Annotated in this window: 15 protein-coding genes; 5 read left to right on the top strand and 10 right to left on the bottom strand. The window is 69.6% G+C overall.

Annotated features, from left to right (window positions below):
- Positions 1-6 precede the first annotated feature (6 nt).
- Complete coding sequence (locus ABEA30_RS12685) at positions 7-4,077, top strand: family 20 glycosylhydrolase (RefSeq protein ID WP_345583385.1); 4,071 nt, start codon at positions 7-9, stop codon at positions 4,075-4,077.
- A gap of 54 nt (positions 4,078-4,131) precedes the next feature.
- On the opposite strand, the gene ABEA30_RS12680 is transcribed toward ABEA30_RS12685, so the two are convergent.
- Complete coding sequence (locus ABEA30_RS12680; protein WP_345583383.1) at positions 4,132-5,811, bottom strand: glutamine--tRNA ligase/YqeY domain fusion protein; 1,680 nt, start codon at positions 5,809-5,811, stop codon at positions 4,132-4,134.
- A 24-nt stretch (positions 5,812-5,835) separates the two neighbouring features.
- On the bottom strand, positions 5,836-6,378 hold the full coding sequence (locus ABEA30_RS12675; RefSeq protein ID WP_345583381.1) for a DUF4112 domain-containing protein: 543 nt from the start codon (positions 6,376-6,378) through the stop codon (positions 5,836-5,838).
- 75 nt (positions 6,379-6,453) lie between these two features.
- Here ABEA30_RS12675 and gltX point away from each other — a divergent pair, with 75 nt between their 5' ends.
- On the top strand, positions 6,454-7,914 hold the full coding sequence (gltX, locus tag ABEA30_RS12670) for a glutamate--tRNA ligase (protein ID WP_345583379.1): 1,461 nt from the start codon (positions 6,454-6,456) through the stop codon (positions 7,912-7,914).
- A gap of 97 nt (positions 7,915-8,011) precedes the next feature.
- Complete coding sequence (locus ABEA30_RS12665) at positions 8,012-12,814, top strand: GDSL-type esterase/lipase family protein (RefSeq protein ID WP_345583377.1); 4,803 nt, start codon at positions 8,012-8,014, stop codon at positions 12,812-12,814.
- A 31-nt stretch (positions 12,815-12,845) separates the two neighbouring features.
- Here ABEA30_RS12665 and ABEA30_RS12660 read toward each other — a convergent pair whose 3' ends face one another.
- Positions 12,846-14,561: an NAD-dependent malic enzyme gene (locus ABEA30_RS12660; protein WP_345583375.1), complete on the bottom strand. Its 1,716-nt coding sequence runs from the start codon at positions 14,559-14,561 to the stop codon at positions 12,846-12,848.
- Positions 14,562-14,656: 95 nt separating this feature from the next.
- Here ABEA30_RS12660 and ABEA30_RS12655 point away from each other — a divergent pair, with 95 nt between their 5' ends.
- Positions 14,657-15,484 (top strand): uracil-DNA glycosylase, encoded by an 828-nt coding sequence (locus tag ABEA30_RS12655; RefSeq protein ID WP_345583373.1) that lies wholly within the window; start codon positions 14,657-14,659, stop codon positions 15,482-15,484.
- On the opposite strand, the gene ABEA30_RS12650 is transcribed toward ABEA30_RS12655, so the two are convergent.
- The 7 genes from ABEA30_RS12650 to ABEA30_RS12620 all read right to left on the bottom strand — a co-directional run bounded on the left by ABEA30_RS12650 (position 15,471) and on the right by ABEA30_RS12620 (position 23,045).
- Positions 15,471-16,010, bottom strand: coding sequence for a hypothetical protein (locus ABEA30_RS12650; protein WP_345583371.1), 540 nt, complete (start codon positions 16,008-16,010; stop codon positions 15,471-15,473). The genes ABEA30_RS12655 and ABEA30_RS12650 overlap by 14 nt on opposite strands.
- 20 nt (positions 16,011-16,030) lie before the next feature.
- On the bottom strand, positions 16,031-16,987 hold the full coding sequence (locus ABEA30_RS12645) for a glutathione S-transferase family protein (protein ID WP_345583369.1): 957 nt from the start codon (positions 16,985-16,987) through the stop codon (positions 16,031-16,033).
- A gap of 61 nt (positions 16,988-17,048) precedes the next feature.
- Entirely contained in the window at positions 17,049-17,723 is a 675-nt protein-coding gene (locus ABEA30_RS12640) for a hypothetical protein (RefSeq protein WP_345583367.1), read from the bottom strand.
- The gene (locus tag ABEA30_RS12635; protein WP_345583365.1) at positions 17,720-18,718 is read right to left on the bottom strand and encodes a hypothetical protein; all 999 of its coding nucleotides are present in this window, start codon (positions 18,716-18,718) and stop codon (positions 17,720-17,722) included. Before ABEA30_RS12635 ends, ABEA30_RS12640 begins: the two co-directional genes overlap by 4 nt.
- A 10-nt stretch (positions 18,719-18,728) precedes the next feature.
- Positions 18,729-20,480 (bottom strand): DEAD/DEAH box helicase, encoded by a 1,752-nt coding sequence (locus ABEA30_RS12630; protein ID WP_345583363.1) that lies wholly within the window; start codon positions 20,478-20,480, stop codon positions 18,729-18,731.
- Between the two features lie 71 nt (positions 20,481-20,551).
- Positions 20,552-21,217: a 3'-5' exonuclease gene (locus tag ABEA30_RS12625; protein WP_345583361.1), complete on the bottom strand. Its 666-nt coding sequence runs from the start codon at positions 21,215-21,217 to the stop codon at positions 20,552-20,554.
- A gap of 1 nt (position 21,218) precedes the next feature.
- Positions 21,219-23,045: a DUF294 nucleotidyltransferase-like domain-containing protein gene (locus ABEA30_RS12620; protein ID WP_345583359.1), complete on the bottom strand. Its 1,827-nt coding sequence runs from the start codon at positions 23,043-23,045 to the stop codon at positions 21,219-21,221.
- Positions 23,046-23,236: 191 nt separating this feature from the next.
- Between ABEA30_RS12620 and ABEA30_RS12615 the strand changes: the two genes are divergently transcribed.
- Positions 23,237-25,528, top strand: a complete 2,292-nt coding sequence (locus tag ABEA30_RS12615) for a sulfatase-like hydrolase/transferase (protein WP_345583357.1) — start codon at positions 23,237-23,239, stop codon at positions 25,526-25,528.
- Positions 25,529-25,543 lie beyond the last annotated feature (15 nt).

Raw genomic sequence — 25,543 nt, 5'->3', positions numbered from 1 at the left:
ACAAGGATGCCCAGACTCCACACCCGCGTCTCGGCGCTGCTCACCGCAGCGGCGCTGTCGGCCACGTTCCTCGTGGCGGCGGTGACGCCGCAGGCCCGTGCTGAGGAGGGCAGCAACGTCGCCTTGGCGTCCGCCGGCGCGACTGTGACTGCGTCGGGGCAGGAGGTGGCGGGGCGCAACGGGCCGGAACTCGCCGTCGATGGTGATGCCAGCACGCGCTGGTCATCCAACACTTCGGACTCGGCATGGATGCAGGTCAAGCTGGCCCGCCCCACCGTCGTGCACCACGTGACCATCCAATGGGAGGCGGCGTGTGCAGCCCGCTACAAGCTGCAGGCCTCCGCCGACGGCGTCGCCTGGGTCGACGCCACCGCCGAGCTGACCCCCACCTGTGGCACCTCCGACACGCAGGCGTTCACGCAGGGGACCACTGCCAGCACCGCGTACCAGTACGTGCGCATGCAGTCGATCGAGCGCACACCCATCGGCGGTACCAAATACGGGGTGAGCCTGTACGAGTTCGAGGTGTGGGACGGCCCAGTGCCTGCTCCCTCCTCGGCCGGGCTCTCGCTCGTGCCGCTGCCTGTGTCGGTCACGCAGCACGACGGCGACCCGTTCCAGCTGACCCCGGGCGTCACCATCGTGGCTCGTGGGGAGGCGTCCGCAGTCGGCCACCAGCTCCGTCAGGCCATGACCACGCCCACCGGGCTGGCGCTGCCCGTCCACGAGGTCGACGGCGGGCCGACGACCGACGTCATCGAACTCGTCATCGACCCCACATACGAGGCCATCTCCGCGACCAACGCCTCCGAGGGGTACCGACTCAACGTCACGGCGGCCAAGGTGACGATCACCGCGGCGGCGGCACACGGCCTGTGGAACGGCACCCGCACCCTGCTTCAGTTGCTGCCGCCCCTGATCAACGAAACCCAGCGCACGCTGAGGACGCGCTGGTCCATCAAGCCGGTCACCATCGAGGACGCGCCGCGCTTCGGCTACCGCTCCATCATGGCCGACGTGGCCCGCTCGTTCCTCACGGTGGACGAGGTCAAGAGCATCATCGACACCATGTCGTCGTACAAGATGAGTCACCTTCGCCTGCACCTGGCCGATGACCAGGGCTGGCGCATCCAGATCACCAACGACGGGAAGGATCCAGCCGATCCCGTTGACTACTCGCGCCTGACCAGCATCGGTGGCAAGTCGGCGATGCTCGACCACCCGAACGGCTCCCTGCGCGAGCTGGGGCGGGTAGGTTTCTATACCCAGGACGACTACAGGGAACTCGTGCGTTACGCGAAGGAGCGCTTCGTCACGATCGTCCCCGAGATCGACGTGCCAGGTCATACCAACGCGCTGCTGCACGCCATCCCGCAGCTCAACACTGCCAATTCCCTTCCTGCGGTGACCGCGTATGGCACGCCCGTCGAACACAACGACGGCCGGGTGGGCCGCTCGTCATTGGACGTGCGTTCCGAGCAGACCTGGAGGAGCATGCGGCACATCTTCGGTCAGGTGATGGATCTCACCGACGGTGGGATCATCCACGTCGGCGGCGACGAGGTGCACTCCACCAGTGCGGCCGACGCGGCCTACTTCGTGGAGCAGATGACCAAGATCGTGCGGGATGCCGGCAAGACCCCGATGGGATGGAACGAGTACGCCAAGGGCGACAAGCTGCAGGGCGGCGACATCATCCAGGCGTGGTACATGAACAACCAGGGCGAGCTCGACGCGGTCCTGAACTCGGTGCAGCGCGGTTCCAAGGTGGTCGTAGCCGAGGGATACCACTCGTACCTCGACATGAAGTACACCGCGAAGACGCCAATCGGCCTGACGTGGCTGGCGATGGGAGACCTAGACAAGTACTACAGCTGGGATCCGGCGGCCGTGAAGTGGCCGCTCGCCACCGGCACCATTCCCGAGTCGGCGATCCTGGGCGTCGAGGCGCCCCTGTGGTCCGAGTCCGTGCGAGGAGGAGACCAAGCCGAATTCCTCATCTTCCCGCGCGCCATCTCGCACGCCGAGGTCGGCTGGACGCCGCAGGCGCAGCGGTCGCTGCCCGACTTCCTCGGGCGGATGAGTGGACAGGGGGCGCGGCTCCTGGCCGCCGGGCAGAACTTCTATGACAGCCCCAAGGTTGCGTGGGGCACCGACTTGGCAGGCACCGACGCGTTCGTACCGCTGCGCGAGACCCGCGTAGAAGCGGCGGTCCTGCTCGCTCCAGGGACCAAGGTCTCGGCGGATGGTCGCAGCGTGGCCGTCGACTCGGTGGACGACGCCGACGGCCCGGGCAACTCGACGTTGGCCGAGCCGCTCACCGCCACCATCGACTTCGGTGACGGCACCGCACCGGTGCGTGCCACCTTCGTCCCCACCCAGGAGCGTGACGCGCTGCACGCCGGTGGACGATACACCGTTGGGGCGGAGCACGCCTACGCGGCCGGCAGCCACACGGCCACCGTCACGTTCTCGGACGGTCGCGTCGCCAGCGCGAGCGTGACCGCCGGCAGTGGCTACGGCCTGGGGGTCCCTGAGCCCACGTTCAACGAGTGCGTGGCGCCCAAGGCGACGATGGAGGCCCCCACCGTTCGCGACGACGCCAGGCTCTTCGTCGACGTCGAGGGGCTCGAGTGGGACGGATGGGCCACGGTCACCGTCGACGGAGCGGTGCAGGGTCGAGTCCGCACCGATGGCGAAGGCAAGGCCTTTGCCTCGGTCTACCTCCCCTACGGCATGGCGTCGGGCCAGCACCTCCTGCGATTCACCGACAGCACCGGTCGCTTCGCCGAGAAGGTCGTCACGGTCGACTCGCTGGTGCCGGCGCCGTCCGGCCGTGCCCTCGCGCCGGTCGGCGTCACTGCGTCGTCGGTGGCTACCAATGAGGCGGCCCCCAACGGGCTGGCGGCAGCCGCCATCGACGGCGACCGGGGTACGTTCTGGCACTCGCAGTGGTCCTCTCCCGTGCCGCCGTACCCGCACACCCTCACCGTGGACCTGGGTGAGGTGACCGATGTGCACTCGCTGAACTGGGTGCCGCGACAGAGCTCTGCCAGTGGGCAGGTCAAGGACGTCGAGATCCGCGTGAGCGACACCACCGCCTTCGCGGCCGGGCCTGCGGTGACGGCGACGCTGGGGGCGGGTGAGACGCCCACGATGATCGACGTCGACGCCATCGGCCGCTACGTGCAGGTGAAGATGACGGCGCCGCAGAACGCCACGCAGGCGTTCGCCTCGGTGGGTGAACTGGAACTCCGCGGGCTCCTGCCCGGGGAGTCGGAGCCCGCACCCGGCAGCCTGACTCCCGACGTGTACGAGCTACCCGCGGGCTGCGTACCGGTGATCGCCCCGATCGCCGCCCAGAATGGCACGTTCGGGCAGCCGCTCTCCATCCAGGTCAATGTGACCCGGGGGTCGGAGCCGTACCACTTCGCGGTCAAGGGACTGCCAGCACCGCTGACGATCAGCCCCCATGGTCAGATCTTCGGCACGCCTGGCACCGTCGGCGTCTACCATCCCGTGGTGACCGTGACCGACGACGCCGGACAGGTGGCGACGGTCACCTTCCGCTTGACGTTGGCGCAGGCCGCGCCGACGGAGTCGCCGACGCCTACCGTGCGGCCGACGACGACGCCGCCGGCCGGTGAGTTCATCCGAACCGTGCCCTACACCTTGCCGGGCACGCACGACTTCAACGGCCGTCAGTGGATGACGACTTGTGAGGCGTACTCGCAGACCGAGCGGTGCCGCACCGACATCTGGGCAACCGTGGTGAGGGTCGACAACGGCCGGTTCGTGCGTGAGTCGGGGTGGGCGTTCAACAACCTGACGTACCTGCCGTTCATGACGCGCACGGCGTGGAAGGGCAACCCACTGGGTCAGGCAGGGGAGTTCACCTCCGGCGCCCGCCAGTGGCGCACCGAGTGTGACACACCTGCGACGGGCCGTGGCGCGTGCCGCAGTTACACGATGACGACGGTCTACGCAGCCAAGCCGAAGGCCACGGGCGGCTATGCGTTCAGCCAGTCGAACCAGTGGGTCTTCAACAACATCGTGATGTTCAAGCCGGGTTCCTGAGACGACTGTGGGCCCTGGCGGCCGTCGCAACGATGACCGCCAGGACCCACCCCGTCAGCCGCGCTTCTGGATGGCGGCCCACTCGTCGCGCAGGCCGACCGTGCGGTGGAACAGCATCGGCTGGTCCAGGTCTGCCGCGAAGTAGCCCAGGCGCTCGAACTGCACCACCTCGCCGGGCTGCGCTTCGGCGAGCGCCTCCTCGGCCCATCCCTGGACGATCTCCCGCGAGTTGGGGTTCAGGTCGTCGAGCGCCTCGCCGGTGGCCTCGCCGGGCGCCTCGGTGGTGAACAGGCGCTCGTACAGTGCCGCAGTGAGCGGCACGGCGTGGGCGGCGGAGACCCAGTGCATCGTGGACTTCACCTTGCGGCCGTCGGGTGAGTTGCCGCCCTTCGACGCAGGGTCGTAGGTGGCGAGCACCTCGACGACCTCACCGTCGGCGTCCTTCACCACGTCGGTGGCGGTCACGAAGTAGGCGCCGCGGAGGCGCACCTCGCGGCCGGGGGAGAGGCGGAAGTACTTCGGCGGGGGGACCTCGCGGAAGTCGTCCTGCTCGATCCACAGCTCACCGGTGAACTCCACCTGGCGGGTGCCGTCCTCGGGGCGCTCCGGGTTGTTGGTCAGCTCGAAGTGTTCGACGACCGGCCGGCCGTTCTCGTCGACCGGCCAGTTGGTGATGCGCAGCTTCAGAGGGTTGAGCACGGCCATGCGGCGCTGCGACGTCACGTTGAGTTCGCGGCGCACGTAGGACTCGAGCGCCTCGATCGACTGACGCGAGTTCGTGCGGGTGGTGCCCACCTCCCGCATGAACTGGCGGATGGCAGCCGGCGGGTAGCCGCGTCGACGCAGCCCCCTCAGGGTGGGCATGCGGGCGTCGTCCCAGCCGTCGACGACGCCGTCCATCACCAGGCGGGCGAGCCGGCGCTTCGACGTGATCGTGTGCGTGAGCTCCAGGCGGGCGAACTCATACTGCCGGGGCCCGCCCTCCACGCCCAGCTGCTCGAGGAACCAGTCGTAGAGCGGGCGGTGCGACTCGAACTCCAACGTGCACAGCGAGTGCGTGGTGCCCTCGATGGCGTCGGACTGGCCGTGGGCCCAGTCGTAGTTGGGGTAGATGGCCCAGTCGTCGCCGGTGCGGTGGTGGGGAACCTTGCGGATGCGGTACATGACCGGGTCACGCAACTGCATGTTCTCGTGGTTCATGTCGATCTTGGCACGCAGCACGCGCGAGCCGTCGGCGTACTTGCCGGCGCGCATGTTGCGGAACAGTGCCAGGTTCTCCTCGACGGAGCGGTCGCGGAACGGGGAGTTGACGCCGGGCTTGCCGAAGCCGCCGCGGCCGGCCGAGATCGCGTCACCGTCCTGGTCGTCGACGTAGGCGACGCCCTTCCTGATCAGTTCTTCGGCCCAGTCGTAGAGCTGCTGGAAGTAGTCGGAGGCGTAGCGCACGTCGGCAGGCTCGTAGCCCAGCCATTCGATGTCCTCGATGATGGATTCGACGAAGCTCGCCTCCTCCGTCTCCGGGTTGGTGTCGTCGAGGCGCAGGAGGCAGATGCCGCCGAAGTCGGTGGCCACCCCGAAGTCGACGACGATGGCCTTGGCGTGCCCGATGTGCAGGTAGCCGTTGGGTTCCGGTGGGAACCGGGTCTGGACGCGGCCGTCTCGCTTGCCCTGTTCGACGTCGCTGCGCACGGCGTCGTAGATGAAGTTCGAGGGCATGGCTGAGGGCTCGGTCATGACCGGTAAGTTAGCACGCTCCGGCTAGCGTGGCCGGAGGAGGTCTTCGAGCCCGATGATGACCAGGACCGGGATGGCGACGACCAGCGCCAACAGCACCGCGACGAGCGCCGCGACACCGATCCAGTAGCGCACCGACGCCTTGTGCACGAGTTCCCTGTTCTCGATGGCGCGGTTGAGGAGCCGCAGGTTCTTCTTGTTGGACCGGAAGGCTGCGTCGAAGAAGGCGCCCACGAACGGGATCATGCCCAGCAGCCAGTCGAGCAGCGAGTTGGCCGCCATGCGGGCGATGACGGAGAACGGCGCGCGCAGCCGGATGGCGTCGACGAGGATGGTGCCGCCGAACACGGCGCCGACGGCTGTGCCGGCCCACGGGACCAGCGACAGCACGGGGTCGACCCCGACCCGCAGCTTGGTGCCTGGCACCTGCACCAGGTCGTCGAGCACGTAGGAGAACGCCCGCGTCAGCTTGGCGGGGGACCCGGCAGGCGCTTCGAGGGCCTCCTCGGTGACCCTCCGCGCGCGGTCGATGGCGCTGGCCGGCGTGGGCGCGGGTTCGTTGCTCATGGTCCCCAGTGTCGCGCGAGAAGGGGGCCATGACCAGCGACCACGTGGGTGAACCCCGATAGGCTGGGCCCCACTATGAGCGAATCCTTGATCCCCGCCCGCACCCGCGTCGCCCCGTCGCCCACCGGTGACCCCCACGTCGGCACCGCCTTCATGGCGCTGTTCGACCTGGCCTGGGCCCGCAAGACCGGGGGGCAGTTCGTGCTGCGCATCGAGGACACGGACCAGAACCGGCTGGTGGCCGGCTCCGAGGACCAGATCTACGAGTCGCTCGCGTGGCTGGGCCTGCAACCGGATGAGGGGCCGCACGTGGGCGGCGAGCACGGCCCGTACCGCCAGTCGGAGCGGCTGACCACCTACCGGCCGTTCGTCGAGCAGCTCATCGAGGCGGGCCACGCCTACTACTGCTGGTGCTCGTCGGAGCGGCTGGCCGAGTTGCGCCGTGAGCAGGAGCAGTCCAAGGCCTCCGTGACTGGCTACGACCGCCTGTGCCACGGCCTCACCCGGGGGGAGCGGGCCGCGCTGGCCGGCTTCTCCGAGACCCCCGTCGTGCGGATGCTCATCCCCGACGACGTGCCGCTGACGTTCCAGGACATCGTGCGCGGCGAGGTCAAGGCGCCCCGCCCCGACGACCAGGTGATCCTGAAGGCCGACGGGTTCCCGACCTACCACATGGCCGTCGTGGTCGACGACCACCTGATGGGCATCAACACGGTCGTGCGCGGCGAGGAGTGGATCTCGTCGACGCCGAAGCACATCCTGCTGTACCAGTGGTTGGGGTGGCAGCTGCCGCAGTTCGCGCACATGCCGCTGCTGCGCAACACCGACAAGTCCAAGATCTCCAAGCGCAAGAACCCGGCCGCCCGGCTCATGTGGTTCAAGGAGGAGGGCTACCTGCCCGAGGCGGTGCGCAACTTCCTCCAGCTCCTCGGCTACGCGGGCGGCGACGAGCAGGAGGTGAAGACCTTCGATCAGTTCGTCGACGAGTTCGACTGGGGCAAGGTCAACACGGTGGGCCCCATCTTCGACCTGAAGAAGCTCGACTGGCTCAACGGCCACTACCTCCGCTCTCTGACCCCCGAGGAACTGGCAGACCGGATCATGGCGTTCGAGGAGGCCAACTGGACCCCGTCCGAGGAGCAGGTGGCGGTGCTACGCAAGGCGGTGCCGATCATCCAGGAGCGCCTCGTCCTGCTCAAGGACGCCCTGCCGCAGCTGGACTACCTGTTCGTGGCCGACGGTGAGCTCACCGTCGAGGACGACGCCGTGGCGGCGCTGGCAGACAATGCCGCAGAGGTGCTCGACGCCGCGATCGCGGTTGCGGAGTCCGTGCCGTTCGACACCGACTCCATCCAGGCCGGCCTGAAGGAGCGTCTCGTCGAGGGCATGGGCATCAAGCCGAAGTTCGCGTTCGCCCCCATCCGCGTGGCGATCTCGGGGCGTCGGGTGTCGCCACCCCTGTTCGAGTCGATGGAGATCCTCGGCCGCGCATCGTCGCTGGCCAGGCTCCGAGCCCTCCGCAGCGGCTTGAGCTGACTCATCGGACATCAGACGCTCACCGACGGTGAGTGTTTTCCCCACGCGGCGCGTCGTGCGGGCATCATCAGATCGACGAAGCGATGGAGGTTCGACGATGACGCAGCTTCTTGAGCGCCGGCCCGGAGCGAGGATGGCCACAGCCGCACTGCTGGTCTTGGGAATGTTGCTGGGCGCCGCCCCTGCAACGACGGCAGCAGCCGAGGTCCCGGCGAGCACGGTCGCGTGGAAGCAACGCAACGCCTCGTTGCCCGACTACGCCGACCTGCAGGAGAGGCTGGCGCAGCCGGCGCCCCTGCGGTGGCTCTTCACAGGGGACTCGATCACCCACGGGATCGTCCACACGCGCGGCCACAAGCGCTTCACCGAGTACTTCGAGCAGTACCTTCGCACCACTGCGGTGAACGGCCACGATCGTTCCGCCGACGTGGTGCTCAACACGGGGGTGTCATCCGGCCGCACCGTCTGCCCTCCCACTGATCCCAACCAGCCCTGCCTGGACCTCTTCCATGACGCATGGATCCGGGACCGCCAAGCCGACGTCGTCTTCATCGCGCTGGCGATGAACGATGGCCGCCAGGATCCGCCATTGGTTCCCCTCACCCAGTTCCGCGCTGAACTCGAGGAGGCGATCGACGCCGTTCGCGCCCAGGGAGGCATCCCGGTGCTGCAGACGCAGAACGGCACGCAGAACGGCCAGATGAACGCCAACCTGGAGGCCTACTTCAACGCCCTGCGCGAGATGGCGATGGTCGACGACGTGATGATGGTCGACGTCGCCACGTACTGGCGCGAGCTCACTGGCGGCAACCCTTCGGCCCCGTCGCTGATGAACGATGAGATCCATCCCAATGACGCCGGCCACCTCCAGTGGGTGCGGCTCCTCCTCGACGCCGTCGGCCTCCATGACGAGGGCTCCGAGCTCGCCATGAGCGGCGATGTCGTCAGCGTGCCCCGGACCGGCCCTGAGATCAACGAGACCTACACGCTCGCCACCGCCGGTGACGACGGGTTCCGCCACAGCTCCGGCGTCGCAGGCGCCGTCAACTGGGACCTCGGCCGCACCTTCGACGGTGCCACGGCGCTCAACGCGACACACGACTTCATGTCGTTCGCCAATGCCGACCAGGGCAACGTGACCGTGCGCTTCCGCACGTCGGCCTCCTTCAGCGTCGGCCAGACGATGGCGCTGGCCTCCTTCAGCGGCGCCGGCACCCAGCGGCTGGAGGTCACGCTCTTCGAGGGAAAGGTCCGGATCGGTCGCCAGCTCCCGACGGGCGTGTACGGCTGGTTCACCGGCTCCCGAGCGCTCAACGACGGCAACTGGCACACGGTCTCGGTCAACCTCACCGCCACTGCCTTGGCCTGGTCCATCGACGGCGTCGCCGAACGGGTCCTCGACGTCGCGGCGCACGGCTCGATGGCGCCCAACGCCTACTCCCCGGTCACCCTCACCGCTGCCGCGACGGGGCTCAACGCCCCGTCGCGCTGGTACCACCGCGGCGACATCGACTACATCGACACCTTCGCCCGCACCCTGACCCAGGCTGAGATCAGCGCCGCGTCGAGCGTGGGGGGTGGCTCCACGGCGGCGGCGCTGATGACGCCCCTGTACGAGAACACCCGCCCCACCATGTTCTCCTTCATCGGTGGGCGCACCAGCGTGGGCGTCACCGATCCCATCTACGCGAAGAACTACATCCAGCTCTTCGAGGAGGTGCTCCGGGGAGAGAATGCCGGGCCGGTGATCCGACGGATGCGTTACCTGTCCAACGCCTCGGTGGACGGGCTCACTTCCGCCGGGATGCTGGCCCGCTATCACGCGGAGGTGGCCCCACAGTCGCCGGACGCGGTGTTCGTGTCGCCTGACGTGGTGCAGGGTGGCGCCGTGGTGGAAGGTGGCGTCGGCGAGTTCACGTCGAACATCGACGCGGTCCTTGACGCAGCCGTCGCCGCCGGGGCCGTCGCGATCGTCATGACCCCGGCCACGCTGGACCCTGCAGCCGTTCCGTACGCCGAGGCCCTGCGGGCCCTGGCACAGGAGTCGGGCATCGGCCTGGTGGACGTCCACCGCTGGATCGCACAGCAGTCGGCAAACCACCCCGCCATCCCGGCGCAGTGGTTCACCGACGGTTCACTCAACGCCAAGGGGCACCTTGCGCTCGGCAAGTTCCTCATGACGCAGGTCCAGATGGTGCCCGGCTCGGGTTCCCAGACCTGGAGCCTCGACTACGACGGAGGCGCCACGCCGGTGATGGCACCGCGCGCCGAGGGAGAATTCGGCACGGTGGGCATCGCCGGCCCCGACAAGGAGTTCTCCAACTACCGCATCCCGGGGGTCATACAGCTGCCCAACGGCGACATCCTGGCCGCCTATGATGGGCGCCCCGGTGGCGGTGACGCGCCCAACCCCAACTCCATCCTCCAGCGCCGTTCCACCGACGGGGGCAAGACCTGGGGCGTGCAGACCTACGTCGCCAAGGGCTCGAACTCCGGGACCAACAAGGGCGGCGCCTGGAAGTTCGGCTACTCGGATCCCTCCTATGTCCATGACGCCGTGACCGGAACGTTGTTCAACTTCCACGTCTACTCCAAGAACCAGGGTGTGTTCGGCTCGGTGGACGGCACTGACGACGGCAACCGCAACGTGCTCAGTGCCAACCTCATGGTGTCGACGGACAACGGTCACACGTGGGAGCAGCGCTCAGTCACCGCGGCGGCCAAGCCCGCTGGGGTACTGGGCACCTTCGCCACGTCGGGCCACGGCATCCAGCTCACGCGCGGCGAGCATGCCGGGAGGCTCGTCCAGCAGTTCGCGGGCCGATTCTCGGACTTCCAGATCTACTCCTACTCGCTCTACTCCGACGATCACGGGAAGACCTGGCGGGCGGGTGAACCCATCGGCGTCACCATGGACGAGAACAAGGTGGTCGAACTCAGCGACGGCACCCTGATGATGAACTCGCGCGTCAACACCGGCCAGAACGGGCGGTGGGTCGCCTACTCCCACGACGGTGGCGAGACCTGGCGGGACCGCACCCTCAACGAGCACCTGCTGGACCCGCGCAACAACGCGTCGATCATCCAGATGAACCCGGGCGCCGAGGCCGGCAGCGCCGAGGCGAAGGAACTGCTGTTCTCGAACGCCAACGCCACCACGCGGAGCAACGGCACCATCCGCTACTCCTACGACGACGGCGAGACCTGGCCGGTGGCCAAGACGTTCCGGAACGGCACCATGTGGTATTCCGACCTGGTGGCGCTCCGGGACGGAACCTTCGGCATCGTGTACGAGCCGCAGGGCGAGGCCTACATCTCGTACGGCGCGTTCGACCGGGCGTGGCTCAACCCCTTCAAGGCGAAGTTCCAGCCGAGTTCCGCGAAGGGCGTCGCCGGCCAGCAGGTGACCGTGCCGTTGACGGTGCGCAACGACGACTCGCGCCCGCTCCCGGCGGGGACCGCCTCCCTGCAACTGCGCAACGGCTGGGTCTCTGCGGACGTGGCCACCCCGTCGCTTGCCCCCGGTGCGTCCTTCACCGTCGAACTGTCGCTCGACGTGCCCTCCGGAAGCCCCGACGCCATCCACCTGGGGGACGCGAAGCTGACGGCCGGGTCCTTCGAACTGCGTGGCGATGCCCGCATCCAGGTCGGGGCGGACCCGACCCTCGGCGCGGAGATCACCGGAGCCCCCAACGCGGAGCACGCGTCGCGCGACCTCAGCACCAACCCGTACACGGTCGGCCAGCGGGTCGGCTTCGACTTCGGCGTGAGGTCGACCGGCACCATCACGCAGCGGGTCGAACCGGTCGCCGGCCCGTTCACCCCGTTCGTGCAGGCCGACGGCGCCGGCAACTGTCGCTACAGCGCGCTGCCCGCGGGCGGGTCGTACGTCTGCCGCACCGCCTCCCACGCCGTGACGGACGACGACCTCGCGCGAGGGTTCTTCGACCCCACCACCACGTGGGAACTCCACCCGGCCACCGGGACCGTCCCGGAGAAGGAGACCATCACGGTGTCGCCGCCGCTGGTGGACGTCCTGGACCGACGCCCGGCGCTCCGGGTGACCCGCACATTGGCGTTCGTCGACGTGGACCGGGACGGGTCGGCATCGGTGGGCGACACCGTCACCCATCACGACGTCGTGGTCAATACGGGCAACGTCGACCTCACCGACGTGACCGGTGCGGTCGTGGCCGGCCGCCTTCCCCGTGGGGCGGAGCTCACGGGGGAGGGCGCCCACCCGCTCACCGCCGCAGACCTCGCCGCCGCAGCGGCCGCAGACGGCACGTTCTCACTACCGGGGGAGGTCAATGCCGTCAACGGTGACCGCGCCGTCCACGACGACTTCGGGGCCACCATCACCCTCCCGTTGGCGAAGCCCTCGCCCTCACCCAGCCCGTCGCCCAGCCCCTCGAAGTCGCCGAGCGCGAAGCCGTCGGTGACGCCCACAGGCACGCCCAGCGTGACGCCCGGTGGGTTCGTGCGGTCGGCGCCGTACACGCTGGCCGGTCAGCACACCGTCAACGGGCGGCACTGGATGACGACGTGCGAGTCGTACTCGCAGACCGAGCGCTGCCGGGCGGAGATCTGGGCGACCGTGGTGAAGGTGGAGGGCGGCCAGTTCGTCCGGGAGACGGGATGGGCGTTCAACAACCTGACCTACCTGCCCTTCCTGGCGCGTGCGGAGTGGAAGGGCAACCCGCTGGCTGCCACGGGCCAGTTCTCCTCTGGTGGCCGTCAATGGCGTACCGAGTGCGACACTGCCGCTACCGGCCGGGGTGCGTGTCGGTCGTACACCTGGACGACGGTCTACGCGGCCACCCCGAAGCCCGGGGGCGGTTACGCCTTCTCGCAGGGAAACCAGTGGGTGTTCAACAACATCGTGGCGTTCGAGGCCTGAGCTCGGCTCACGCTCAGGGACCGCCGGGTCGTCAGTCGAAGACCAGCTCCGGGTAGTTCGGCATCCACATCGACTCGAACACCTGCTGCACCGGGTTGGTCAGCGGTTCCTGCGCCACGCCGTCGGCCTCCGCAGCCTTCGCGACGGCGATGGCCACCGTCGCGGACACGCGGCGCAGGTCGTTGATGCTGGGCAGCAGCGACTGGCCGGGCCGGCGGGCGTCCGCGAGCGACGCGACGGCCTCCGCCGACGCGGCGATCATCGAGTCGGTGACGCGGTCGGCGTTGCACACTGCCACGCCCAGGCCCAGGCCGGGGAACACCAGCGCGTTGTTGGCCTGTGCGATGGTGTAGGTCACGTCGTCGCGCACGACGGGCTGGAACGGCGACCCCGTGGCGATGAGGGCCCGCCCGTGCGACCACTCGAGGATGTTCTCGGGCAGCGCCTCGGCCAGCGCCGTCGGGTTCGACAGGGGCATGATGATGGGCCGTTCGACGTGGGCGGCCATGTCGCGGACGATGTCCTGGGCGAACGAATCCGGCTGCCCGGAGGTGCCGATGAGGACGGTGGGCCGCACGTTGCGCACGATGTCGGCCAGCTTGTAGAGGCCCGGGTGGTCGAGGTCCCAGTCGGTGAGTTCCCCGATGCCACGGGCGTAGGGGCGTTGGAAGTCACGGAACCGCTGGGTGGCGTCGTCGGTGACGAGGCCACGGCTGCTGGTGACCCAGAACAGCTTGCGCGCCTCGTCGGCGGTGAGGCCCTCCTTGACGAGGAGGTCCACGAGCAGGTCGGCGATCCCGATGCCTGCGGTGCCGGCGCCGTGGATCACGAACCGCTGCTGGCCGAGCTTCTCCCGCTTGGCCTGCACACCCGCCAGGATGGCGCTGGCGACGACGGCGGCGGTGCCCTGGATGTCGTCGTTGAAGGTGCAGATCTCCCCGCGGTAGGTGTCGAGGAGGCGGTGGGCATTGTTGGCCCCGAAGTCCTCCCAGTGGATCATCGCGTTGGGGAAGACCCGCCGGGCCGCGTCCACGAACGACGCGACGAAGGCGTCGTAGCGCTCACCCCGCACGCGGGCGTGGCGCTCGCCCAGGTACAACTCGTCGTTGAGCAGCTTGAGGTTGTCGGTGCCCACGTCGAGCACGACCGACAGCATCCGGTCGGGGTCGATGCCTGCGGCCGCCGTGTACAGCGACTTCTTCCCGTTGCAGATCTGGATGCCGCCGACGCCCTGGTCGCCGATGCCGAGGATGCCCTCGGAGTCGGTGACGATCAGGATGTCGAGGTCCTCGGGCGCGATCTCGGTGGCGCGGAGCGACGCCTCGACCAGTTCCGGGCGGTCGATCGAGAGGAAGACGCCGTCGATGGTCTGGAACCAGAAGCTGAACTCCTTGATGGCCTCGCCGATGGTGGGCGTGTAGACCACCGGCATGACCTCCTCCAAGTGCTCGCTCAGCAGGCGGTAGAACAGCACGGAGTTGCGCTCGCGCAGGCCTTGGAGGTACGAGAACTTCGCCAGTGGGGTGGAGGCGTTCTTGAAGCGCATGTAGGAGCGGTGCAGCTGCGCCTCGAGCGGGGTCACGTGGCTGGGCAGCAGGCCGGTGAGCCCGAGCTTCTCGCGCTCCTCGTGCGTGAACGCGGTGCCCCTGTTGATGCGCGGATCGCGCAGTACCGCGCCGCCGTGGGCCTTGATCTTGACGCGCGACCCGTGGCTGCCGGGGAGGACCTCATACTGACGCTTGGGCATAGCGCTCACCCTAGTGGTGCGCCGTGCGTGACGTGCCGTGACCCGGTGTTCCTCCGTCGCATCCCTCGACGCCGTGGGCGAACTAGTCTCTGGGGATGGACCGCGCCGAACTGTTGCCGCACCCGGTCACCGGGCAGTTGTTCCCGTCGCCCGTGCCGCCCGGCACCGGATGGCCCGAGGACCCGGCCACCCCCTCGACCCCGGTGGCGCACACGGCCGACGACGTGCTGGGCCTGTCGAGGGACGCGTCGCCGGCGGAGATCGCCGCGCGGATCTCGGTGTGCCGGGCCTGCCCGCGGCTGGTGGAGTGGCGCGAGTTGGTGGCGGTCCAGAAGAGGGCGTCGTTCGCCGGCCAGCCCTATTGGGGGAGGCCGGCCCCCGCCCTGGGGCCGGTGGACGCGCCAGTGTTGATCGTCGGGCTGGCGCCGGCGGCCAACGGTGCGAACCGCACTGGCCGCAACTTCACCGGCGACCGGTCAGGCGACTGGCTCTACGCCGCGCTGTACCGCGCGGGCATGGCCACCCAACCCACCGCGCTGCACGCGGGCGACGGGCTGAGGCTGCTCGGCGTGCGGATCGTGGCGACGGTGCGGTGCGCGCCGCCGCAGAACAAGCCGACCACGGACGAGAAACGCACCTGCGCCCCATGGCTCGACGCCGACCTGGCCTTCTCCGCCCCGCATGTCCGCTCGATCATGTGCCTGGGCAGCATCGGCTGGGACGCGGCGCTGGGCGCGGTTCGGCACGCCGGATGGGAGGTGCCCCGGCCCAAGCCGAAGTTCGGCCATGGTGCACGTGCGGTGCTGCGCACCCCCGATGGGCGCGAGGTGCAGTTGGTGGGCTGCTACCACGTGAGCCAGCAGAACACGTTCACCGGGAAGCTCACCGAGGACATGCTCGACGAGGTGCTCAGGAGCCTGTGAACATGCGGGGGACGTCGGCCGGCGCGGGCAGGTAGTACAACTCCAATGCGTCGAGCAGCGCGGCGACGTGCGCCAGCGCCGCCTCTCGCTCCTCGGCGCTGGTGGCACGCATCGCCAGCCGCGCCCGGTCAAGGGCCTTGCGAGCCTTGGCGCGCGCCACGACGGGCAGATGGGTGAGCCCCAGGGTCTCGGCGTTGGACTTCGCGGTGCGGAACGACAGCTCGACCTCCGCCGCAGCCCGGTGCACGGTCTCCTCGTCACCGGCGTCCCGGGCGTCCTCCCACCGCATCAACGCGAGCTGGAACTCGCGGGTGAGCGGGGCGGCGTCGTCGAACAGCGCCGAGTTCTCGATGCGGTAGAGCAGGTCGCCGGCCAGGCCGTGGTGCTCGGCAGCCACCGCCGCGACCTTGGCCGAGGGAGTGGCGGCGGAGCCGGCGACGGGGGCCGCCGGGCGCAGGAGACCGGCCAACCAGCCGGTCAGCCGCCCCGCCGCCTGCGTGCGGGCCCCATCGTCGTGTGTCGTCACAACTCCAGTATATGACCTAGTCAGCCGCGTCCGTGTGGGGTGTCCCACCCGCTGAGGTCCGGCCCCTTCGGCACGATGCCCAGCGGGTTGAGGTCCGTGTGGACGATGTAGTAGTGGTCCTTGATCTGGTCGAACTTGACGTTGTTGCCGAAGCCGGGCGTCTGGTAGAGGTCGCGGGCGTAGCCCCACAGGTTGGGCATCTCGGTGAGCTTGTTGCGGTTGGTCTTGAAGTGGCCGTGGTAGACGGCGTCGAAGCGCACCAGCGTCGTGAACAGCCGGACGTCGGCCTCGGTGATCTGGTCGCCCATCAGGTAGCGGCGGGTGGCGAGTCGCTCCTCGAGCCAGTCCATGGCCGTCCACAACCGGTCGTAGGCCGCGTCGTAGGCTTCCTGCGAACCGGCGAAGCCGCAGCGATACACGCCGTTGTTCACCTCGGTGTAGACGCGCTGCATGACCTCCTCCATCTCCTCGCGGAGCTCCCCGGGCCACAGGTTGGGCGCGCCCTCCTTGTGGTACTGCTGCCACTCGAAGTAGAGGTCCTCGGTGATCTGCGGGAAGTTGTTGGTGACCACCTCGCCGGTGGTCTCGTCGACCATGGCAGGCACGGTGATGCCGCGGGGGTAGCCGGGGAAGCGCTTCTCGTAGGCCTCCTTCAGCTTGCCGATGCCCAGCACCGGGTCGACGCCTCCGGGGTCGAGGTCGAAGGTCCACGAATCGGCGTCGTGCGTGGGGCCGGGGTTGCCCATGGAGATGACGTCCTCGAGGCCCAGGAGTTCGCGCACGATGATGGCCCGGTTGGCCCATGGACACGCATACGCCGCGATCAGCCGGTACCGGTTCGGCACGACGGGGTAGTCGTCGGTGCCGTCGCGCGGTTCGGCGACGATGCGGGTCTCGATGTAGCGGGAGTCGCGGCTGAACTCCTGGCCCTTGACCGAGTAGACGCCGCCCTTGGAGTGTTCTTCGCGTTCGCTCATGACCACACTATAGTTGACGATTCAACAAGATGCCAGAGGGTTGGCAAATCTGTTTCTTACTTTAAGTAAAGGTGCGGCCGTCCGTGAGGGGGAGCGCGGCCTCGGGTGCGGGCAGGTAGTGGAGCGCCAACGAGCGCAGGATACGGACCACCTGCTCCTGCGCCGCCGCGCGCTCACCTTCGGTCCTGGCGCCGACGGCGAGCCTGGCCGCCCCGGCCGCTCGCCGCGCGTCGTTTCGTGCAGTGGCCGGCAGGTGGCCCAGACCCACGGTCTCCGCGTGCGCCCTCGCGGTGTCGAAGGCCAGCTTGAGCGTGCCGGCGAGCCGCACCACGTCGTCCTCGGGGGCCGACGCGGGCTCGAGGTCCTCCCAGACGACCATGGCGTCGTCGAACCCCAGGCGGGCACCGTCGGCCTCGAAGAAGGGCGCAGCCCCGTGGGGCCACTGTGCGTGGGGCGTGGCCAGGACGCGGCGCGGCGCCACGCCCCGGCCGATGCACACGCCCGAGATGGGCAGGTACTCGGGCAGCTCGCTGTCGCGGCGCCGCTGCCAACCGAAACTGGCGTGCGTGGTGACGTGGAGCCTCGGGGCGGCGGCCCGCGGCGAGAGGCTGCGCGTGGCCACGGGGAACGAGACCAGCACCATCAGTGCGCGACCGTCGGTGGAGTCTGCGTAGAAGGTCTGGTCGATCAGTTCCGAGATCGGCGTCTCGGGCGGGATGGGGGCCCACGGGATCATCGCGGTTCGATCTCCTTGCGTCGGCCGATGAGGCTGGGTGCAGCGAGGTCCACCGGCGGCAGGGAGTACAGCGCGAGCGAGCCGAGGATATCGGCCACGCGACGCCGGGCCGCCTCGCGCTCGCCGGGCGTGTCGCCGTGCAGGGCCGCGTGGGCCGCGCGCGCGGCGCGGCGGCCGGAGTCGCGCGCCGTCGTCGGCAGGTGGTCCAGGCCGAGGTCCTCGGCATGGCGGCGGGCCTCGTCGAACGCCCGCTCCACCTCGGTGGCCAGCTGTGTCGCCTCGGGTGAGCCCTCGTCCCAGGAGAGGAGGGCCAGCTCGAGCCGCTCGGTCTGGGGGACCGCCGCGTCGAACAGCGCCGAGTTCTCGATGCGGTAGACGATGTCGGTGCGCAGGCCGCCGAGCCGCTCCTTGACCAAGTCCACCCGGCTGCGAGGACTCAGCCCGGCGGCGTCGACCTCCGTGTGGTCGACGGGGAGCCTGCCGTGGACGCCTGAGGCGAGCACCTCGGTGGCGCCGTCGAAGACGCGTGGCTTCATCCCGGCCGTGACCGCGGCGCTGTGGAACGAACGGGAGACGAGCAGGACGATGCCCGGCAGGAGCGCGCTCAACAGGAGCATCGGCTGTCCCAGCACGACGGCCAGCACGACGATGGCGGCCACGGCGGCGCCGAGCCACCGCCTGCCGGCGGTGGGGTTCTGGCTCCGCATGCCCTTGACCTTCGGTGGCACGGCAGCACGGTCCGGCCTCACGTGCGCCAGGGCCAGCACGGCCTCGCTGACGGTCAGGTCTGCGGGCAGCGTCACGTCCGAGGGTGGGTCCAGCTTCTCGTGCGCCATGTCGGTGTGCACCACCCGCACGTGGCCGCTGCGGGTGGGTTTCCCGATCTGCAGCAGGGCAGTGGTGGGGCGGCCGAGGTCACCCGGCCCGCCCGCAGCGATGGTCCGGCCGGCCCAGTCGCCCAGCGTCGAACGCAGGGGGACGGCGGGCCAGCTCATGGGGGAGAGCCTATCCGCGCAGCCACGCACGGATGGAGCGCACGCGTTCCTCCACCTCGGCCTGGGTCGCCTTGGCCAGCGGCGGACCCCCGCATTCGCGCCGCAGGTCTGCGTGGACGTGGCTGTGCGGCACGCCCTTGAGGCGGGCGTACTGGCTGACCAGCGAGTTGAGCTCCTTGCGCTTGGAGGCCATCGCGCGGTGCAGCGCCACCTCCGGCTCGGCCTTGCGGTCCTCACGCTCGCGGCGACGCATCTGCCGTCGTTGCCGCTCGGCGAGGAGTTGGCTGACCTGGCCGGCGTCGAGCAGGCCGGGCAGCCCCAGGTAGTCCGCCTCGTCCTGGCTGGTGGGTTCGGCGTGCATGCCGAAGGCCTGCGAGTCGAACAGGACGTGGTCGAACGTCGCCTTCGACTCGAGCGCCTCGAACTCCCCGAGCAGGTCGTCGGACGCCGACTCCGAGCGGTTGGCCGCCTCGATCAGCGCGTCGGTCTCCGCCCAGATGTCGTCCTCGTCGGACTTGGGCCGGCCCAGCACGTGGTCACGCTGCTTCTCGAGCGTGGCGGCGTGCGCCAGCAGCACGGGGACGGTCGGCAGGAAGACCGTGGCCACCTCACCCTTGCGGCGCGAGCGCACGAAACGCCCCACCGCCTGGGCGAAGAACAGCGGGGTGGAGGTGGCCGTCGCGTAGACGCCGACGGCGAGGCGCGGCACGTCGACACCCTCCGACACCATGCGCACCGCCACCATCCAGCGTTCCTCCGAGGCGGAGAACTCGTCGATCCTGCCGCTGGCCTTCGTGTCGTCGGACAGGACGACGGTGGGCCTGGCGCCCGTGATCTCCGTCAGGAGCTTGGCGTAGGCGCGCGCGGCCGTCTGGTTGGTGGCGATGACGAGGCCACCGGCGTCCGGCACGTGGCGCCGCACCTCGGTGAGGCGCTTGTCGGCGGCGCGCAGCACGGCCGAGATCCACTCCCCGGTGGGGGACAGTGCGGTGCGCCACGCATGGGCGGTGAGGTCCTTGGTGGTGGGCACCCCGAGGTCGAGTTCGAGTTCGTCGCCGGCCTTGGTGCGCCAGCGCATGGGGCCGCCGTAGTTCATGAAGATCACTGGGCGCACGACGGAGTCGGCGAGGGCCTCGGCGTAGCCGTAGGTGTAGTCGGCCCGCGACTGCTTCACGCCTGGCGCCAGCTCGTCATAGGCGACGAACGGGATGGGGTTCTCGTCGGAGCGGAACGGGGTACCGGTCAGCGACAGGCGGCGGGCGGCGTGCGTGAACGCGTAGAGGATCGCCTCGCCCCAACTCTTGGAGTCTCCCGCGTGGTGGATCTCGTCGAAGATGACGAGCGTGTCCTGCGAGTGGCACAGCGCCTCGTACACGTAGGAGCGGGCCGCGACGCCGGCGTAGGTGACGGCGGAGCCGTGGAACTCCCTGGACCGGCCGCGCTTCGAGGACGCGCCCAGCCCCGGGTCGAGCTGGATGCCGACCCGGGCCGCGGCGTCGGCCCACTGGACCTTCAGGTGCTCGGTGGGGGTGACCACGACGATGCGGCGCACGGCCCTGGTCTGCAGCAGCGTGAGGGCCACGCGCAGCGCGAAGGTCGTCTTGCCGGCGCCCGGGGTGGCGACGCACAAGAAGTCCGTGGGCTGGTCACGTTCGTACTGGTCGAGGGCCTCCTGCTGCCAGGCGCGCAGCGACGACGCAGTGCCCCAGGCGGCGCGCTGGGGGAATGCGGGGGAGAGGTGGTCGAGGGCCGAGGACGACATACGGGGCCCGACTCTAACCGCCCCCTGCGACCTTTCCAAGCATCCGCGTGTCCGCTTGACCCTCCGTCGGGTCAGGACAAGCGCAGCGCCGCGCCGAGGTCGCGCAGCCCCAGTTCCTGTGCCAGCGCGAGGTACAACTCGGCGCACGCGAGCGCGTCGACGACGGCGTCGTGCCCCTTGTAGCTGGGCAGGCCGGCGCGGCGGCGGAGCCTCCAGAGGCGCAGCGCGTCGCGTGGGTGGTCCTCGTCGATGCCCAGCGCCCGCAGCCCCAGGCCGAGTGTGTCGACGGCGCGGATCGAGATGCCGACGCCGTGGACCCGCTTGACCGCCGCCGCGAGGAAGCCCACCTCGATCGCCGCGTGGTGCGCCAGCAGGACGCGGCCCGCGAGGCGGTCGAAGACGCGGTCCAGCGCCTCCTGCATGGTCACGCCGTGGGCGAGCACCTCGTCGTCGGTAAGGTGGTGGATGATCGCCGACTGCCCCACGCCGCCGCCGGGGTTGACGAGGAAGTTGGTGGCGCTGCCCAGCGGGATCCGCAGCCCGTCGACGTCGACGAGCCCCACGGAGATGACCTCGTCGGTGCCGGGGACCAGCCCGGTGGTCTCGAAGTCGACCGCCAGCAGCGGCGCCTGCCCGATGGGCGTGTCGCGCGACGGCGGGGGGTCAGCAGGTAGCGCCTGAGTCCGCCGTCGGGGACCCTGTCCGCCAGGCCGGCGTTTCCACGCCGCAGCGACCACCTCATGAGATGTACTGCGTCTGGAAGGCGACGGTGAGCGCCGTCTGCGCCTTCCCGACGATGACGAAGGCGTCGCGGAGCGAGCGGCGCTCGAAGTCGGAGAGGGCCGCCGGGTCGATGTGGTTGTCCGGCTCGCGGCCCGCGGCCACGAGGCGCCCCTGATGCTGCAGCCGGGTGTAGCCCAGGAACTCGTGGGCGTCGAGGAGGTTGTCCACCTCCGCGCCGTGTTCGGCCGCCGCGGCGAGCCGGGCACGGGTGCTGACCTGGGGCAGCGCCCAGCGCAGTGCGTAGATGCGGGCCACGTCGACGATGGGGTTGATGCCGCCGAGCTTGATGTCGAGCCTGTCGCGATGCTCGCCGCGCTTCTCCACCACGAAGCCACGCAGGAAGCCGACGGGGACCTCTGCGTCGTTGGCGTGCTTGGCGAGGTGACCCAGGAACCGTGTGGACCCCGGGGCGGCGCGCAGCACGTGCTGCTGGAGTGAGGTGTAGAGGGTCTGGTCACCGTGCACGGGCCTCATGTCGAAGAAGATCGACGAGTTGAGCACCGCCTCCGACGTCGGCGCGGCCAGCCAACCGGAGAACGTCCGCTGCCACTGCCGCAGCGGGACGCGCCAGCGCGGGTCGGTGGCCATCGCCTCACCGCGGCACCGCGGGAAACCGCAGGCCACCAGCGCGGCGGTGACGTACTCGGCCAGCGCGGCGAAGTAGTGGTCGTGCTCCGGGCGGGCCTCGTCGCTGAGGATGAAGGCGTGGTCCTGGTCGGAGCCCAGTGCCTGCTCCTGTCGGGCGAGGGAGCCGAGCGCCACCCAGGCATAGGGCACCGGCGGCGCGCCCAGTTCGGCCTCGGCCATCTCCGCGACCCGTTGGCACAGCGCCTCCGTCGTGCGGCTGATGATGCGGGTGATGTCCTCGGCGGTGGCGTCCTGCCGCAGGAGCCGGCCGACGAGGGCGGGCACGCGACCCATGACCTTGACCAGGCCCGGCACGTCGTCCTGCCGGGCCAGGTCGCCCACCATGTAGAGCGGGCTGGAGCGTTCGAGTCGCATGAGGTCGCCAGAGGTGACCATGCCGACCACCCGGCCGTCCTCCAGCACCGGAAGGTGGTGGATCTTGTGCTGGACGAGCGAGAGCAGGACGTCGAGGGCCAGCGCCTCGGCATCGATCGTGAACGGCTGCTCGCTCATCACCGATGACAGCGCCGTGTCCGGGTCGATGGCCTCGGCGACGACGCGCCGCAGGTCGCGGTCGGTGAGGATGCCGGCCAGGTCGCCGTCGCCGCGGGTCACGATGATGGCGCTGATGCGGTGCTCCGCCATCGCCTGGGCGGCCCGGCGCACGGTGTGCCCGACGTCGATGGTGACGGGCGAGCGTGTGATCATCTCGCGGACTGGTACCTGGAGCACGGGCCCGCCCCCCGGGGCGTGGCGCACGACGTCGCCGAGGCGGGCCTCCGTGAAGAAGCGGCGCACTTCGGGGAAGGCGACGAGTTCGCGCACCACCTCGGGCGCGAATGACCACAGCAGCGAGTCCTCGATGGCGGTGAAGGTGAAGCGGGAGGGCCGCTCCTCGAGGATCGACGACTGGCCGAAGCAGTCGCCCTGCTCGTCGTGGTCGATCAGCACGCCGTCGGCATCGACGATCTCGATGGCCCCGGAGCGCACGACGAACATGGCCAGGGGGGCCTGGCCTGCGGCGAGGACCACTTCGCCGCGCCGGACGTACTGGCCCACCGCCCGGCGCGCGAACGACTCGATCTGGACGGGTGCCAGGAGCGACCACGGCTCGCGGGCCGCCAGGAACTGGGTTGTCTCGGCCAATTCGGACACGGTGATCTCCCTTGATCAGAGGCGTCGCCCCAGCCTAGCCGCCCCGCGTGGGCCCGGCGCCGAGCCGGGCCCGTCGTCGCCGGACCACTCTGCGCTATCGGGTTGCGCACTTGGCTTTCGTCACCTGACCGCGCGCGATGCCGCGTGCTTTCATGGCCTGAGTTTCGCGCAGTCGTATCGAGGAGGATCCGATGCAAGGTCAGACAGCCCCGTTCAACCGGAGGGCGTTCCTGGCGGCAGGGGGCGGTGCCATGGGTGCCGCCGCGTTCGCCAGCGCAGCCTGGACGCAGACGAGCGCCCACGCTGCATCCGCCGGGCGGAGGTTGCCCAACATCGTGATCGTGCTCACCGACGACCTGGGGTACGGAACCCTGGGTAGCTACGGACAGGAGCAGATCAAGACCCCGGTCCTGGACAAGTTGGCTGCCGAGGGAGTGCGGTACACCGATTTCTACGCAGGCGCTGCGGTGTGTGCCCCGTCCCGGTGCACCCTCCTTACCGGCATGCACACCGGGCATGCCACGGTGCGGCAGAACCCCACCACCACCGTCGACGACCCCTTCAGGCCGGACGAGGTGACCTTCGGCCACCTGCTCCAGTCACGCGGCTACACGACGGCGCTCTTCGGCAAATGGGGTTTCTCGCCGGACGTTGGCGAGCACTTCAGCCATCCGAACTTGCAGGGCTTTGACGAGTTCTACGGCTACCTGACCCACATCCACGCCCATCAGTACTACCCCTCGTACCTGTGGCACAACCACACTCGGGTCGAGATCCCCGAGAACAAGAACAACGCGCAGGGGGTCTACGCGCCCGACCTGATGCTCGAGCGCACCCTGGACTTCATCGACACCAACAAGGACCATCCGTTCCTCGCGCTGGTCTCCACCAACATCCCCCACGCACCCCAGCACGTCCCCGACTACGGGCCCTACGCCAACGAGCCGTGGGGGGAGGGGGAGAAGGCGCACGCCGCGCAGATCACCCGCATGGACGGCCACGTCGGCCGCATCGTGGCCAAGCTGGAGGAGCACGGGATCGCGGATGACACCGTCCTGATCTTCCTGAGCGACAACGGCCCGCACGAAGAGGCCTCGCACGGCGGCATCCCGCTCAACCCGGACTTCTTCGACGACAACGGTCCGCTGCGGGGCTACAAGCGCAACCTCCACGAGGGCGGCATCCGCACCCCCGCCATCATTTGGGCGCCCGGCTACATGGGCCACACCGCTGGAACGGAGGTGTCGCAGCCGCTCGCCTTCTGGGACATCCTGCCCACGCTCGCCGACCTGGCCGACGCGCCCGTTCCGCCATTCGTGGACGGCGGCTCCATCCGCCACACGTTCGACGCCGCCGCCCAGCCGACCGACCGCGACCACCGTCCGCCCCTGGCTGACCGCCCGCTCTACTGGTGGCGGCTGGAGCCCCATTCCACGTCGCGGGCCAACGCTGCCGAAGGGGGTTCCGTGACGCGTGCAGCAGAGGCGGTGCGTCGAGGCGACTGGAAGGCGATCCGATTCGCGCCGGGGCAGGACCGCACGGTTCCCGACAGCCAGTGGGACCTGCGCCTGTACAACCTCGCCACCGACATCGGCGAGGACCGCAATGTCGCCGCCGAGAACGCCTCTCTCGCCGCAGCCATGCTGGCGCTGATGAAGCAGGAGTGGACCGAGCCCAGCGTGCCCCGCGAGAAGTGGAGCGTCAATGGCCTCGTCGTCGACGCGCCGGCGTACCTCCCGCCGGGCCAGGCTGCGCAGGTCACGGTTCGCCTCGACAACCACGACGACAAGCCCTACACCCGCATCGAGGTGCAGTTGCAGGCGCCGGCGGGCTGGACGGTGAGGGCGCCGCGCCGCAGCCGCGCTGCGGTGCGCCCAGGGGGAAGCCGGGAGTTCGTCTTCCTGGTGAGCGTCCCGTCCAACGCCTCGGGGTCGCATCAACTGACGGCTACGGCCAAGTACCTGCTCGACCACCGCGAGGTGGTCACAGCGACCGCGACGGCCGGCGTGGTGGCAGTCGTGCCTCCCCTGGAGGATTCCGAGCGGGTGCCCACCACGGGCTGGACCTTCACGGCCAGTTCTTCCACGGACCTCTCCGGCAACGGCCGGGGCGGCCGTCCGCAGCACGCCTTCGACGGCAACACCGACACCTTCTGGCACAGCCAGTGGACGCCCACCCAGGTGCCACCGCCGCACTGGATCCAGGCGCAGGCGCCGGTCGCCGCCACTGTGGCGGAGGTGCAGTTCCTGCTGCGCAGCGACCTGGAACGCCCCAGGACGCTGGACGTCAAGGTCTCCGACGACGGCTCGAACTGGACCACCGTCGCCACCCGCGGCTACGCCAACGGCACCAGCGCCGGGCCCACGTGGAACACGGTCACCTTCCCGTCCGTCCGGGCAGCGTATGTCCGCCTCGAGACCAACGGCACCTATGAGGCGAGCAACGGGCACTTCGTGGTGCGTGAGATCGAGTTCTGGCGCTGACCAGGGACTTTCGAG

Origin of the sequence: Tessaracoccus lubricantis (assembly GCF_039544535.1) — a bacterium.
In the GTDB taxonomy this organism is placed as follows: Bacteria; Actinomycetota; Actinomycetes; order Propionibacteriales; family Propionibacteriaceae; genus Arachnia; species Arachnia lubricantis.
Note: the sequence above shows the minus strand (reverse complement) of the source record. Positions and strands in the feature narration are given on the sequence as shown.